Genomic DNA, 15,423 nt, shown 5'->3' with positions numbered 1-15,423 from the left:
TTGGGGCAATCACGATGATTATCTACAGTTGCAGGTGGATTTGAATATACTACTAGTTATTTGTTGTCTAGGATAATAGATTTAGTATGTTGATAAGTTTGACTCAGATTCGTATTTTCTAATAAATGATAACTCACGATATCGATTAAAAAGAGTGTCGCAATTTGTGTGTTGATAAATTGATGGTCGGTATTACGCGATTGATCCGTTGTTAAAAGTACTAAATCTGCACAATCTGTAAGTTTACTACCTTCGAAATTTGTGATGGCAACGACATATGCACCATGAGATTTGGCGACTTCCGCTGCTGAAATTAATTCCGAAGTATTACCACTATTTGACATAGCAATAAACATGTCCGAATGAGATAGTAGGGATGCCGATATTTTCATTAAATGTGAATCGGTAGTAACATTACCTTTTAGCCCCATACGAATCATACGATAATAAAATTCAGTCGCTGATAAACCAGAGCTACCTAGTCCAGCAAAGAGTATATGCCGACTTGATTGAAGTTTGTCGATAAAGGTTTGGATAATGTCGTTATCAATAAATTCACCAGTTTGTTGAATGATTTGTTGATGATATTTATGAATTCTTTGAATGATTGGGCTATTTTCAATAACTGTCTCTGTCATTTCTTGTTGAATATTAAATTTTAAATCTTGGAAATTCTCATAATCCAGCTTATGACTAAAGCGTGTCATCGTTGCTGGTGATGTACCAATCGCATGGGCTAAGGAGTTAATCGTTGAAAAGGCATCGCTATAACCATTTTGTCTTATATAATTGACGATGCGTTTATCAGTTTTTGTAAATAAATGTTGATAACGTTGAACACGATTCTCAAATTTCATTGTGTCACCCCTTCATCTTAATGATTACTATTATATATGAAAAATATTTTCAAGATAGTAAAAAGCATTGATAAAAATTATCTTAATGATATATTGTAAATGACTTTACGTGAAAAAACGACTTATGGAGTGAGGAATAATGTTACCACATGGATTAATAGTATCTTGTCAGGCACTACCAGATGAACCATTGCATTCATCTTTTATTATGTCGAAAATGGCATTAGCTGCGTATGAAGGTGGTGCTGTTGGTATTCGCGCAAATACTAAGGAAGACATTTTAGCAATTAAAGAAACGGTAGATTTACCAGTTATTGGCATTGTGAAACGTGACTATGATCACTCAGATGTTTTCATTACTGCAACGTCAAAAGAAGTTGATGAACTGATAGAAAGCCAATGTGAAGTCATTGCATTGGATGCAACGTTACAGCAACGTCCGAAAGAAACGTTAGACGAATTAGTATCATATATTAGAACACATGCACCGAACGTTGAAATCATGGCTGATATCGCGACCGTTGAAGAAGCTAAAAATGCCGCACGACTTGGCTTTGATTATATTGGCACGACGTTACATGGCTATACTAGTTATACGCAAGGACAATTACTTTATCAAAATGACTTCCAATTTTTAAAAGATGTACTACAAAGTGTTGATGCAAAAGTTATTGCGGAAGGTAATGTCATTACACCGGATATGTATAAACGTGTGATGGACTTAGGCGTTCATTGTTCAGTCGTTGGTGGTGCGATAACACGACCAAAAGAAATTACGAAACGTTTTGTTCAAATTATGGAAGATTAAATGATAACGATAAAAAAACGAGATGACCATCATTAATTAAAGGCACCTAATTATCTTAGGTGGCTGAATGAATGTAATGGGTTCATCTCGTTTTGTTTGTTTATGATAGTGATTTTATTTTCAACTTTATCCAAAAATAAGTAAAGCGACGGGGATGGTGATTAATAGCGACAACGCCACGCGTAAAAACCAAATGATGATGAGTTTCCAGACAGGTATTTTAATTTCAGTTGCTAGTATACATGGCACTAATGCTGAGAAAAAGATAATGGCTGATACGCTTACTACACCGACGACAAATTTAGTACTCATTGCAGCTTTAGTTACTAACAAAGATGGTAGAAACATCTCTACAATAGAAATCGCTGACGCTTTTGCTAGTAAAGCCTGATCAGCAATTGGGAAAATATAAATAAATGGATAGAAGATATAGCCAAGCCAATCAATGAATGGTGTATAGTTCGCTACAATCAGTCCTAAAAAACCAATCGATAATATAGAAGGTAAAATACCAACAGTCATTTCTAAACCGTCTTTCAAATTGTCCCAAACGTTCTTCACGAGAGATGGTGTTAATGCATTTTGTTTCATCGCCTCTGCATATGCAGTTTTCAGTCTGCTTCCTTCAATAGCAACTTCTTGTTCTCCTTCTTGTCCGTTATAATATTCTGTTGATTCATTGCTGATTGGCGGTAGCCATGCAGTAATTGCAGTCACGACAAATGTGATGACTAAAGTTATCCAAAAGTATAAATTCCAATGCGGCATTAATCCTAAAGTTTTAGCAACGATAATCATAAAAGTTGCTGAAACTGTTGAAAAGCCAGTCGCAATAATCGTGGCTTCTCGTTTGTTGTACATCCCTTGCTTATAGACACGATTAGTAATCAATAATCCTAAGGAATAACTGCCGACAAACGAAGCCACTGCATCGACAGCGGATTTTCCTGGTGTTTTAAAAATAGGTCTCATAATAGGCTCCATATAAACACCGACAAATTCTAATAAGCCATAGCCCACTAATAAAGAAAGCGCAATTGCACCTACTGGAATTAAGATACTTAATGGCATCATTAATTTTTCAAACAAAAACGGACCATAGTTAGCTTTAAATAGTATTGATGGACCGATTTTAAATACATACATTATACCAATCATTGCACCTGCAACTTTAAATAATGTAATGACCAAGTTTGTGATTGAAGTCATAAAAGTACGTCTCACTATTGGTAACGCTGTACCAATTAAAATCATAATCAGTGCAACATAGGGCATAAGTGGACCTATGATTGAGCGAATGGCTAGATGAACATGATCGACGAAAATAGTGTTGTTACCATTAATCGTAAAAGGAATAAAGAAACATAGTATGCCCACTAAACTATAGACAAAAAAACGCCATGCACTTGGTTGTTGTGCATTAGAATGATATTGATTCATTAAAGCAACCCCTTTGTTTAAATGAATACACAAAACTGTATGATGCATCTTCCCCTTAATGAGATGAATCATTATTTTAATTTAGAAAAATCTGAAAACTTACTATAATTGTATAGTTTGAATTATTTTCATACCAATACAAATTAACTAATTATATATAGATTGAAACTATATTACTTAATAAAATATTTATCTTAAATGTTGTTGTGTTGATTCAACGCCACAACTAAAAGTGTTTATAAATTATTTGGAAATGCACATATTTGTAAATGATTAGTATCGATTTAATATCGTATTATTAAATTTTTATTAATTTTGTAGTCTTAATCAAAAAATAATATATGTCATGTTATATTGAAGGTGTAGTTGTTTTTCATTCTCAAGAGGGGGTCAAAAAAATACTTTTGAGGTGATTATATGTTAAGAGGACAAGAAGAAAGAAAGTATAGTATTAGAAAGTATTCAATAGGCGTGGTGTCAGTGTTAGCGGCTACAATGTTTGTTGTGTCATCACATGAAGCACAAGCCTCGGAAAAAACACCAACGTCCAATGCAGCGGCACAAAAAGAAACACTAAATCAACCGGGAGAACAAGGGAACGCGATAACGTCACATCAAATGCAGTCAGGAAAGCAATTAGACGATATGCATAAAGAGAATGGTAAAAGTGGAACAGTGACAGAAGGTAAAGACACGCTTCAATCATCGAAGCATCAATCAACACAAAATAGTAAAACAATCAGAACGCAAAATGATAATCAAGTAAAGCAAGATTCTGAACGACAAGGTTCTAAACAGTCACACCAAAATAATGTGACTAATAATACTGAACGTCAAAATGATCAGGTTCAAAATACCCATCATGCTGAACGTAATGGATCACAATCGACAACGTCACAATCGAATGATGTTGATAAATCACAACCATCCATTCCGGCACAAAAGGTATTACCCAATCATGATAAAGCAGCACCAACTTCAACTACACCCCCGTCTAATGATAAAACTGCACCTAAATCAACAAAAGCACAAGATGCAACCACGGACAAACATCCAAATCAACAAGATACACATCAACCCGCGCATCAAATCATAGATGCAAAGCAAGATGATACTGTTCGCCAAAGTGAACAGAAACCACAAGTTGGCGATTTAAGTAAACATATCGATGGTCAAAATTCCCCAGAGAAACCGACAGATAAAAATACTGATAATAAACAACTAATCAAAGATGCGCTTCAAGCGCCTAAAACACGTTCGACTACAAATGCAGCAGCAGATGCTAAAAAGATTCGACCAATTAAAGCGAATCAAGTACAACCACTTAACAAATATCCAGTTGTTTTTGTACATGGATTTTTAGGATTAGTAGGCGATAATGCACCAGCTTTATACCCAAATTATTGGGGTGGAAATAAATTTAAAGTTATCGAAGAATTGAGAAAGCAAGGCTATAATGTACATCAAGCAAGTGTTAGTGCATTTGGTAGTAACTATGATCGCGCTGTAGAACTTTATTATTACATTAAAGGTGGTCGCGTAGATTATGGCGCAGCACATGCAGCTAAATACGGACATGAGCGCTATGGTAAGACATATAAAGGAATCATGCCTAATTGGGAACCTGGTAAAAAGGTACATCTTGTAGGGCATAGTATGGGTGGTCAAACAATTCGTTTAATGGAAGAGTTTTTAAGAAATGGTAACAAAGAAGAAATTGCCTATCATAAAGCGCATGGTGGAGAAATATCACCATTATTCACTGGTGGTCATAACAATATGGTTGCATCAATCACAACATTAGCAACACCACATAATGGTTCACAAGCAGCTGATAAGTTTGGAAATACAGAAGCTGTTAGAAAAATCATGTTCGCTTTAAATCGATTTATGGGTAACAAGTATTCGAATATCGATTTAGGATTAACGCAATGGGGCTTTAAACAATTACCAAATGAGAGTTACATTGACTATATAAAACGCGTTAGTAAAAGCAAAATTTGGACATCAGACGACAATGCTGCCTATGATTTAACGTTAGATGGCTCTGCAAAATTGAACAACATGACAAGTATGAATCCTAATATTACGTATACGACTTATACAGGTGTATCATCTCATACTGGTCCATTAGGTTATGAAAATCCTGATTTAGGTACATTTTTCTTAATGGATACAACGAGTAGAATTATTGGTCATGATGCAAGAGAAGAATGGCGTAAAAATGATGGTGTCGTACCAGTAATTTCGTCATTACATCCGTCCAATCAACCATTTGTTAATGTTACGAATGATGAACCTGCCACACGAAGAGGTATCTGGCAAGTTAAACCAATCATACAAGGATGGGATCATGTCGATTTTATCGGTGTAGATTTCCTAGATTTCAAGCGTAAAGGTGCAGAACTCGCCAACTTCTATACAGGTATTATAAATGACTTGTTGCGTGTTGAAGCGACTGAAAGTAAAGGAACACAATTGAAAGCAAGTTAAATTCATATTCGTAATTTAATATGCTATGTATTTCGTGCTACTAACATGGCACAGCAGATATAAGTAGCATCACAGTGTTGAATTTAAAAATAGTAAAGTGAAATAAAGCGCCTGTCTCATTAGAGAAAACTAAAGGGACAGGCGTATCTGTTTATGAGCTTAATAAATTGTATGAATAATATGGTTGATCGAATAACTGTTTATCATGATGATAAATTGAGTTTTTTAAAATAATGATATATTACATCATTGTTATAGCGTTTAAGAAATCAACAACTTTACGATAAATAGTGATTGCTTCGTCATTAGGTCTACGATCAAAATCATGCTCGTTTTTATTCACGCGTTCAAATGTTGAATGTGGAACATGATTCATGATATGTTCGCTTTCCTCAACGGGAACATCATAATCGCCATTACAATGCGTAATGAACACCGGGGGAAGTGTTTTAAGTTCATATGGTGCAATATTATATTTTGAATCAGTATAATCAGCAATGTTAATCATATTTATCCATTTACCTGTGCCACGTGCATAAACGTAGATTAAAAAACGTTGTGCGATTTGATCTTGAACAACCGGTGTTGGTGAAGTGAGTTGTGCAATCATTGTTTCGTTTACGCTTTGAGCTATTTTTGCGTAATAACTATTAGTTGTTTTAAAAGGTTCAGTGTTGATGCGACTATAACCATAAAAATCAATAACACCATCAATATCTCTGTCTCGTGCAATTAATAGACTTAAATATGCACCTGATGATCTGCCAAAGGTAAAAATAGGGCAATTAGAATATTGTGATTGAATCGCATCGAATGATGCGTAGACATCCTCAATAATGCAATCGAGACTTACTTCTGGTAATAAACGATAACTTAGTTGAATTAAATCGTAATGTTCCGTAAGGATATCGATATACTGTGGGGATAAATCGTTAGCTTTACCGAACATTAATCCACCACCGTGGATGTAGACAATAGCGCCTTTTGTTGGTTGATTTTTTGCTTTAATAATTGTGTAAGGTAATGCAAATGCATCTTTAGTAATTACTTTATCTTTAATTTCAGTCACGATTTAATAGGCTCCTTATTTTTGATATTGATGTCATTATAACACTGTCTTAAATTTCCATGAAAAATAGTCTTAAGACGATGAGTCATGATAATTCTGTTCCAATTGACGTAAAGCGTCACGGGTATGCTTCTTTAGACCTTCCCCATAATCCATCATTTTAACAATATCTTTAAAAGCAGCATGTGGAATGGCTAAATCTTCTAAATCTGCCATAGAAAATTCAAGATTGATATCATGTGGTCGCTGTTCAGCAAGTTTATGCACAAAGTCAGGTTCTGTGACAAAAGGCGAAGACATGCCGACCATATCTGCATGTTGTAAAGCATCTAAAGCAGACTCTGGAGAATTAATCCCGCCACTTGCAATTAAAGGGATACGACCTGCTAAATGTTCATAGACAATTTGGTTAACTGGTCGACCGAAATGATCACCTGGTGTACGAGACGTATTTTGATAAATATGTCGACCCCAGCTAGCGATTGCTAAGTATTGGATGTTTGAAACGTCCATGACCCAATCGATTAATTGGTTGAACTCGTCAATGGTATATCCTAAATCACTGCCTCTGGTTTCTTCTGGCGTTGCTCGAAATCCTAAAATAAAATTGTCAGGTGCTTCTTTATCAATCACTTCTTGTACCGCACGCATAACTTCTAAACATAATCTTGCACGATTTTTTAATGAGTCGGCACCGTAATGGTCTGTACGTTTATTCGAAAAAGTTGAGAAAAATGTTTGAATCAGCAAACGTTGTGCAATCGAAATTTCCACACCATCAAAACCTGCTTTAATCGCGCGTAATGTAGCATCGCGATACTGCTGAATGATGCTATTGATTTTCTCATGAGACATGGCGATAACATCGTGTTCAATCGGTGAATTCAAAGTCATAGGACTTGGTCCATACACCTTTCCAAAATTTAAAATGGCTTGATTTGAAAAACGACCAGCATGCGCTAGCTGGATAATAGCGAGGCTACCATGTTGTTTCATCGTAGATGCCATGTTAGTTAATCCAGGGATACAAGCATCATGATCAATATTAAAGCCATATTCAAACAATTGACCATAAGGTTCAATGTAAGCAGCGCCGGTGACTTGCATTCCAGCTGAATTAGAGCGACGTGCAGCATAAGCCAAGTCTGCTTTTGTAATATAGCCTTCTTTTGTTGATGCGTTTACGGTCATTGGTGATAATACAAAGCGATTCGAAATTTTGATGCCATTAGGTAAGTGGATTGATTGTAAAAGTGGTTTGTATCGGTACATACTATGATTCCTTTTCTATTCAATATTGTTTTCAAAGTACCATGGAAAGAATGAATAATCAATGATGAACAGTCTTGATAGAATAGAATTGGTACATGGAAAACATTTTTAAAATTGAACTAATGAATGGCATTTGTAGGTCTGAAAATATGAATATGAAAAAGAAAAATAAAGGCGAAAAGATATAAAAGTTAATTGAAAAACGTTATCATATACGTGGGTATATGAAGAGGGAATGGTATTAAGAACGCTAAAATGTTATGTCGGTTTGACATGACAGGATAAGTTTGGAGATGACGGATTGGTTAAATTAAGCGTATTAGACTATGCCTTAATAGATGAAGGTAAGGATGCACAAAAGGCATTGCAAGATTCAGTGACACTTGCAAAATTAGCAGATCGACTTGGCTTTAAGCGAATTTGGTTTACGGAACATCATAATGTACCAGCGTTTGCGTGTAGTAGTCCAGAACTTTTGATGATGCATACATTGGCGCAGACAAATCACATACGAGTTGGCTCTGGTGGTGTGATGCTGCCGCACTATCGACCTTATAAAATTGCTGAGCATTTTAGAATGATGGCAGCGTTATATCCAAATCGTATTGATTTAGGTATTGGTAATAATCCAGGTACTACTATGGTAAAGCAAGCTTTAGATGGAATAAATCCTACATATGATAGTTACGATGAATCGATTTCGTTATTACGTGATTATCTTACAATAAAGGATAAACCAAGTGCGCATACGTTAGGTGTCCAACCACACATTGATCATTTTCCAGAAATGTGGTTATTAAGTAGTAGCGCAACATCTGCCAAAATAGCTGCCGAACTAGGTATAGGGCTTTCTGTTGGCACATTTTTGCTACCAGATATAAATGCGATACATGCAGCGAAGGATAACATTGATATTTACAAAAAACATTTCCAAGCATCAACGATTAAAATGGACGCAAAGGTGATGGCATCTGTATTTGTCATTGTAGCTGATAATGAAGCGGAAGTAGCAGCATTGCAACATGCCTTAGATGTTTGGTTATTAGGTAAATTACAATTTGCAGAATTTGAACATTTTCCATCGGTAGACACAGCGCAAAAGTATAAGCTTAATGATCGAGACAAAGAGATGATTCAAGCACATCAAGCACGCATCATTGCAGGTACACAAGAACAGGTTAAAGCACAATTAGATGATTTCATTGCTACGTTTGAAGTTGATGAGGTGTTAGTAGCACCGCTTATTCCAGGCATTGAACAGCGTTGTAAAACATTAAAATTACTAGCGGAGATCTATTTGTAGCATTTTAAATAGAAGAGAAAGGATGAAGATAAGATGAAAAAGTTAGCCAATTATTTATGGGTAGAAAAAGTAGGAGATTTGTATGTGTTTAGTATGACACCTGAATTGCAAGATGATATTGGGACAGTAGGTTATGTTGAATTCGTAAGTCCAGATGAAGTTAAAGTGGATGATGAAATTGTGAGTATCGAAGCATCGAAAACGGTCATTGATGTGCAAACGCCATTGTCAGGAACGATTATTGAGCGAAATACAAAAGCGGAAGAAGAACCGACAATTTTAAACTCTGAAAAACCAGAAGAAAATTGGTTGTTCAAATTGGATGATGTCGATAAAGAAGCATTCCTAGCATTACCGGAGGCTTAAATGGAAACGTTAAAATCAAATAAAGCGAGACTTGAATATTTAATCAATGATATGCGTCGAGAGAGAAATGACAATGACGTATTGGTAATGCCATCTTCATTTGAAGATTTGTGGGAATTATATCGAGGCTTAGCAAATGTCAGACCGGCATTACCTGTAAGTGATGAATATTTAGCTGTACAAGATGCTATGTTAAGTGATTTGAATCGTCAACATGTTACGGATTTGAAGGATTTGAAGCCGATAAAAGGTGACAATATCTTTGTTTGGCAAGGTGATATCACGACGTTAAAAATCGATGCTATTGTTAATGCTGCAAATAGTCGTTTTCTAGGATGTATGCAAGCTAATCATGACTGCATTGATAATATTATTCATACAAAAGCGGGTGTTCAAGTTCGACTTGATTGTGCAGAGATCATTCGACAACAAGGGCGCAATGAAGGTGTAGGTAAAGCCAAAATAACACGTGGATATAATTTGCCAGCAAAGTATATAATTCATACGGTTGGTCCGCAAATACGTCGATTGCCTGTTTCAAAGATGAATCAGGACTTGTTAGCTAAATGTTATCTTAGCTGTCTTAAATTGGCTGATCAACATAGTTTAAATCATGTCGCTTTTTGCTGTATATCTACAGGTGTATTTGCTTTTCCTCAAGATGAAGCAGCAGAAATTGCTGTTCGAACAGTAGAAAGCTATCTCAAAGAAACAAATTCAACATTGAAAGTCGTGTTCAATGTATTTACAGATAAGGATTTACAACTGTATAAGGAGGCATTGAACCGTGATGCAGAGTAGTAAATGGAATGCAATGTCTCTTTTAATGGATGAAAAGACAAAGCAGGCTGAAGTATTGCGTACTGCGATTGATGAAGCAGATGCGATAGTGATTGGAATTGGTGCAGGCATGTCTGCATCTGACGGATTTACATATGTAGGAGAGCGTTTTACGGAAAATTTCCCAGATTTTATTGAAAAATATCGCTTCTTTGATATGTTGCAAGCGAGTTTACATCCTTATGGCAGTTGGCAAGAGTATTGGGCGTTTGAGAGTCGTTTTATTACATTAAACTATTTAGATCAACCTGTAGGTCAGTCTTACCTCGCTTTAAAATCCTTAATGGAAGGTAAACATTACCATATCATAACTACGAATGCAGACAATGCTTTCGATGCTGCTGAATATGATATGACGCATGTATTTCATATACAAGGGGAGTATATACTGCAACAGTGTAGTCAGCATTGTCATGCTCAAACATATCGTAATGATGATTTAATTCGTAAAATGGTTGTTGCGCAACAAGATATGCTTATACCTTGGGAGATGATTCCAAGATGTCCAAAATGTGATGCCCCAATGGAAGTGAATAAACGTAAAGCGGAAGTTGGCATGGTTGAAGATGCTGAATTTCATGCGCAACTACGACGTTATAATGCTTTTCTAGAGCAACATCAAGATGATAAAGTGTTGTATTTGGAAATTGGAATTGGTTATACTACACCACAATTTGTGAAGCATCCTTTTCAGCGTATGACACGTAAAAATGAAAATGCCCTTTATATGACGATGAATAAAAAGGCATATCGCATTCCGAATTCAATTCAAGAACGTACCATACATTTAACTGAGGATATCTCAACATTGATTACAGCAGCACTCCGGAACGACAGCACAACGCAAAATAACAACATTGGAGAGACAGAAGATGTACTTAATAGAACCGATTAGAAATGGAGAATATATTACTGATGGTGCGATTGCACTCGCTATGCAAGTTTATGTTAACCAGCATATCTTTTTAGATGAAGATATTTTATTCCCTTATTATTGTGATCCAAAAGTGGAAATTGGACGTTTTCAAAATACTGCTATAGAAGTGAATCAAGATTATATAGATAAACACAGTATTCAAGTAGTTCGCCGAGATACTGGTGGTGGCGCTGTGTATGTTGATAAAGGTGCCGTTAATATGTGTTGTATTTTAGAACAAGACACTTCAATTTATGGTGATTTTCAACGATTTTATCAACCAGCTATAAAGGCGTTGCATACATTAGGTGCAACAGATGTGGTACAAAGCGGTAGAAATGATTTAACATTGAATGGTAAAAAAGTGTCAGGCGCCGCAATGACATTAATGAATAATCGTATTTATGGCGGTTATTCGCTATTACTTGATGTTAATTATGAAGCAATGGATAAAGTGTTAAAGCCTAATCGCAAAAAGATTGCATCGAAAGGGATTAAATCTGTGCGCGCACGTGTTGGTCATCTTAGAGAAGCACTGGATGAAAAGTATCGTGATATAACCATTGAAGAATTTAAAAATTTAATGGTGACGCAGATTTTGGGAATCGATGACATTAAAGAGGCGAAACGATATGAATTAACGGATGCAGATTGGGAAGCGATTGATGAATTAGCTGATAAAAAGTATAAAAATTGGGATTGGAATTATGGCAAGTCACCCAAATATGAATACAATCGAAGTGAAAGATTATCTTCAGGTACGGTAGACATAACAATTTCTGTTGAACAAAATCGTATCGCAGATTGTCGTATTTATGGGGATTTCTTTGGACAAGGTGATATAAAAGATGTGGAAGAAGCATTACAAGGAACAAAAATGACAAGAGAAGATTTAACGCATCAGTTAAAGCAATTAGACATCGTTTATTATTTTGGCAATGTTACGGTAGAATCATTGGTTGAGATGATTTTAAGTTAATATTGTTTAGGCGTTAATGTCGCACCCTCAATGAATATGTGTATTTGCTTTTAAAATGGTGACTATGTAGTTATGTAATTTGAACATACGATTGAAAATGAATTTAGTTAATTAGCAAAGACATCATATTTATAGCGTTTGTGTTTCTAAATGATTGGGTATTTGAAAATGGTTAATGATAGTTTTTAAAGGAATAAATTCATTTTCATTTATATAAGTAAGATTAAATACTAGCTACTAAAGTCTATTTATATACGTCAAAATATAATGACTGCTATAATGAGTAATCAATAGACACAAAGAGGAGATTATGTGATGAATAATAAAGTATTAGTAACCGGTGGTACAGGGTTTGTTGGCATGCGAATTATTTCACGATTATTAGAACAAGGTTATGACGTACAAACGACGATACGTGATTTAAGTAAAGCTGATAAAGTAATTAAAACAATGCAAGACAATGGCATTTCCACAGAGCGATTAATGTTTGTCGAAGCGGATTTATCACAAGATGAACATTGGGATGAAGCAATGAAAGATTGCAAGTATGTCTTGAGTGTAGCATCTCCGGTGTTTTTCGGTAAAACAGACGATGCAGAAGTGATGGCGAAGCCTGCAATTGAAGGTATACAACGTATTTTAAGAGCTGCAGAACATGCGGGTGTTAAACGTGTGGTAATGACTGCAAACTTTGGTGCAGTTGGTTTTAGTAATAAAGATAAAAATTCAATCACAAATGAAAGTCATTGGACAAATGAAGATGAACCAGGCTTATCAGTATATGAAAAATCAAAATTGTTAGCTGAAAAGGCAGCGTGGGATTTTGTTGAGAATGAAAATACAACAGTAGAATTTGCCACAATCAATCCAGTTGCAATTTTTGGGCCATCATTAGATGCACACGTTTCAGGAAGCTTTCATTTATTAGAAAATTTATTGAATGGTTCAATGAAACGTGTACCTCAAATTCCGTTAAATGTTGTTGATGTGAGAGACGTAGCTGAACTGCACATTTTGGCAATGACAAATGAACAAGCTAATGGCAAGCGATTTATTGCGACGGCTGATGGACAAATTAATTTGTTGGAAATTGCAAAATTAATTAAAGAAAAGAGACCTGAAATAGCTCAAAAAGTTTCTACTAAAAAATTACCAGACTTTATTTTGAGTCTAGGTGCTAAATTTAATCATCAAGCTAAAGAAGGTAAACTTTTATTAGATATGAACCGCAATGTAAGTAACGAACGTGCAAAAACATTACTTGGTTGGGAACCGATTGCGACACAAGAAGAAGCAATTTTAGCAGCAATTGATAGTATGGCTAAGTATCATTTAATATAATACAAAACACCGTCCATAAGTAAGTGGCTTTCCTCTTGATAAAAGGGGCATTCACTCAATATGTGACGGTGTTTTATATTTCTACGTTAACACTATTGCTGTGGCTTTTGACGGCCTTTTAATAAAATTGCTGTCGCACCTACGATAATAATAAATAGAATCGCACCAAATAATCCCATATATTTTACTGCGTTACCGAACACGATACCGACAGTTAAAAAGTCTGTATCTGAGAATGTTGTTGCAGCACCACCTAATTCGCCTAAAAATGGCAAGAATAATAATGGTAAAAACGTGATTAGGACACCATTTAGAGCGGCGCCAGCAACAGCACCTTTAATACCGCCTCTTGCATTACCGAATACAGCAGCCGTTGCACCTAAGAAGAAGTGTGCAACTACGCCAGGTAAAATGACGACGCCACCAAATAAGAATAAGATAAACATACCGATGACACCTGTAATAAAGCTGACAAAGAATCCAATTAATACTGCATTTTGTGCATAAGGGAACACAATAGGGCAGTCTAATGCAGGTTTAGAATTTGGTACAAGCTTTTCAGAAATTCCTTTAAATGCTGGGACGATTTCAGCTAAGATTAAACGAACGCCCGTTAAAATAATAAATACACCAGCAGCAAATGTCACACCTTGAATTAATGAAAAGACAATAAAGTTTTGACCATCACTAATAGATTCGTGTATATAACTAACGCCCGCAAATAAGCATGCGATGAAGTAAAGTAATGCCATCGTAATCGAGATACTAATTGTACTTTCTCGTAAGAAACTTAAGCCTTTTGGAAATTTAATCTCTTCCGTTGATTTAGACTTACCTTTGAATAATTGACCTACAGCACCTGCGGCAAAGTAACTGATTGAGCCAAAATGACCTAAAGCTACTTGGTCATTCCCTGTAATTTTTCGCATCGTAGGTTGGAGTAATGCAGGTAATACTGCCATGATTAATCCTAATACGAGTGCGCCGATAACAATCGTTAGCCAGCCTTTAATATGACTGACTGTTAAAATGATTGCTAAAAACGCAGCCATGTAAAATGTATGATGACCTGTTAAAAAGATATATTTTAAATTAGTGAAGCGGGCAATTAAAATATTAACAATCATGCCACAGACCATGATGAGTGCAGCTGTTGTTCCAAAATCTTTTAAGGCTAGTGAGACGATAGCTTCGTTGTTAGGTACGATACCTTGCACACCAAATGCGTGTTGGAATATTTTGCCGAATGGTTCAAGAGATCGAACGACGACATCAGCACCTGCACTTAAAATTAAGAAGCCTAATATCGTTTTAATGGTTCCTGAAGTGATCGTTGCGGCAGGTTTTTTCTGAACGATTAAACCTATAAAGGCAATCAGTGCAACAAGAATGGCTGGTTGACTTAAAATATCGACTATAAAATTAAGGATTGCTTGCATAGGTCGTACCTCCTTTAAATCATGTTAAGTTGTTGTAATTTTTCTGAGAGCTTTTGTTGTAATTCAGCTTTATCTAAAATATTATCAAGAACTAAGACATCCCCTAGACGTTCGGCATTTTCAGCTAAATCTCTACCACAAATAAACAAGTCAGCCATCTCTGGACTTGCTGTCATAATGTCACTATGTTCAACTTCGATATCAGATGGTGCATTAAGTTGCCTAAGTGCTTCTTGTGCGTTCATTTCTACCATAAAACTACTTCCTAAACCGTGGCCACATACTACTAAAATTTTCATA

The 15,423-nt window shown here is 35.7% G+C and carries 15 protein-coding genes; 9 read left to right on the top strand and 6 right to left on the bottom strand.

Features of this window, described 5'->3' with window-relative positions; all coding sequences use genetic code 11:
* Positions 1-56: 56 nt before the first annotated feature.
* Positions 57-857, bottom strand: coding sequence for a pentose phosphate pathway transcriptional regulator RpiRA (gene rpiRa / locus JQN76_RS01900; RefSeq protein WP_000667382.1), 801 nt, complete (start codon positions 855-857; stop codon positions 57-59).
* 139 nt (positions 858-996) lie between these two features.
* Here rpiRa and JQN76_RS01895 point away from each other — a divergent pair, with 139 nt between their 5' ends.
* Positions 997-1,665 (top strand): N-acetylmannosamine-6-phosphate 2-epimerase, encoded by a 669-nt coding sequence (locus JQN76_RS01895; RefSeq protein WP_000936720.1) that lies wholly within the window; start codon positions 997-999, stop codon positions 1,663-1,665.
* Positions 1,666-1,791: 126 nt separating this feature from the next.
* Here JQN76_RS01895 and JQN76_RS01890 read toward each other — a convergent pair whose 3' ends face one another.
* Positions 1,792-3,105, bottom strand: a complete 1,314-nt coding sequence (locus tag JQN76_RS01890) for a YjiH family protein (RefSeq protein WP_001077722.1) — start codon at positions 3,103-3,105, stop codon at positions 1,792-1,794.
* Between the two features lie 417 nt (positions 3,106-3,522).
* Between JQN76_RS01890 and lip2 the strand changes: the two genes are divergently transcribed.
* Positions 3,523-5,598 carry a YSIRK domain-containing triacylglycerol lipase Lip2/Geh gene (gene lip2 / locus JQN76_RS01885; protein WP_000943823.1) on the top strand — a complete coding sequence of 692 codons (2,076 nt, stop codon included), beginning with the start codon at positions 3,523-3,525 and terminating at the stop codon, positions 5,596-5,598.
* Between the two features lie 241 nt (positions 5,599-5,839).
* Here the strand turns inward: lip2 and JQN76_RS01880 are convergent, their stop codons facing one another.
* Together JQN76_RS01880 and JQN76_RS01875 are read right to left on the bottom strand one after the other, a co-directional pair.
* Positions 5,840-6,667, bottom strand: coding sequence for an alpha/beta hydrolase (locus JQN76_RS01880; RefSeq protein ID WP_000136018.1), 828 nt, complete (start codon positions 6,665-6,667; stop codon positions 5,840-5,842).
* 72 nt (positions 6,668-6,739) lie between these two features.
* Complete coding sequence (locus JQN76_RS01875) at positions 6,740-7,939, bottom strand: NADH-dependent flavin oxidoreductase (protein WP_000286476.1); 1,200 nt, start codon at positions 7,937-7,939, stop codon at positions 6,740-6,742.
* Positions 7,940-8,034: 95 nt separating this feature from the next.
* On the opposite strand from JQN76_RS01875, the gene JQN76_RS01870 reads away from it, so the two are divergent.
* From JQN76_RS01870 to JQN76_RS01840, 7 genes are all read left to right on the top strand, one after another.
* Complete coding sequence (locus JQN76_RS01870) at positions 8,035-8,127, top strand: hypothetical protein (protein WP_001802007.1); 93 nt, start codon at positions 8,035-8,037, stop codon at positions 8,125-8,127.
* A 113-nt stretch (positions 8,128-8,240) separates the two neighbouring features.
* Positions 8,241-9,242 (top strand): LLM class flavin-dependent oxidoreductase, encoded by a 1,002-nt coding sequence (locus JQN76_RS01865; RefSeq protein ID WP_000240060.1) that lies wholly within the window; start codon positions 8,241-8,243, stop codon positions 9,240-9,242.
* A gap of 33 nt (positions 9,243-9,275) precedes the next feature.
* Complete coding sequence (locus JQN76_RS01860) at positions 9,276-9,608, top strand: glycine cleavage system H family protein (protein ID WP_000731878.1); 333 nt, start codon at positions 9,276-9,278, stop codon at positions 9,606-9,608.
* Entirely contained in the window at positions 9,609-10,409 is an 801-nt protein-coding gene (locus tag JQN76_RS01855) for a protein-ADP-ribose hydrolase (RefSeq protein ID WP_000449077.1), read from the top strand. It begins immediately after the preceding gene.
* On the top strand, positions 10,399-11,343 hold the full coding sequence (locus JQN76_RS01850) for an SIR2 family NAD-dependent protein deacylase (RefSeq protein WP_001191953.1): 945 nt from the start codon (positions 10,399-10,401) through the stop codon (positions 11,341-11,343). The genes JQN76_RS01855 and JQN76_RS01850 overlap by 11 nt, the downstream gene beginning before the upstream one ends.
* Positions 11,321-12,343 carry a lipoate--protein ligase gene (gene lplA, locus JQN76_RS01845; RefSeq protein WP_000280804.1) on the top strand — a complete coding sequence of 341 codons (1,023 nt, stop codon included), beginning with the start codon at positions 11,321-11,323 and terminating at the stop codon, positions 12,341-12,343. Before JQN76_RS01850 ends, lplA begins: the two co-directional genes overlap by 23 nt.
* A gap of 315 nt (positions 12,344-12,658) precedes the next feature.
* The gene (locus JQN76_RS01840; RefSeq protein WP_001060928.1) at positions 12,659-13,684 is read left to right on the top strand and encodes an SDR family oxidoreductase; all 1,026 of its coding nucleotides are present in this window, start codon (positions 12,659-12,661) and stop codon (positions 13,682-13,684) included.
* 92 nt (positions 13,685-13,776) lie between these two features.
* Here JQN76_RS01840 and JQN76_RS01835 read toward each other — a convergent pair whose 3' ends face one another.
* Complete coding sequence (locus JQN76_RS01835; protein ID WP_001147967.1) at positions 13,777-15,123, bottom strand: PTS ascorbate transporter subunit IIC; 1,347 nt, start codon at positions 15,121-15,123, stop codon at positions 13,777-13,779.
* A 14-nt stretch (positions 15,124-15,137) separates the two neighbouring features.
* Entirely contained in the window at positions 15,138-15,422 is a 285-nt protein-coding gene (locus JQN76_RS01830; protein WP_000699538.1) for a PTS sugar transporter subunit IIB, read from the bottom strand.
* Position 15,423 lies beyond the last annotated feature (1 nt).

This window comes from Staphylococcus sp. SM3655 (assembly GCF_016917315.1).
Taxonomy (GTDB): Bacteria; Bacillota; Bacilli; order Staphylococcales; family Staphylococcaceae; genus Staphylococcus; species Staphylococcus aureus.
This window is presented reverse-complemented; position numbering and strand designations above follow the sequence as displayed.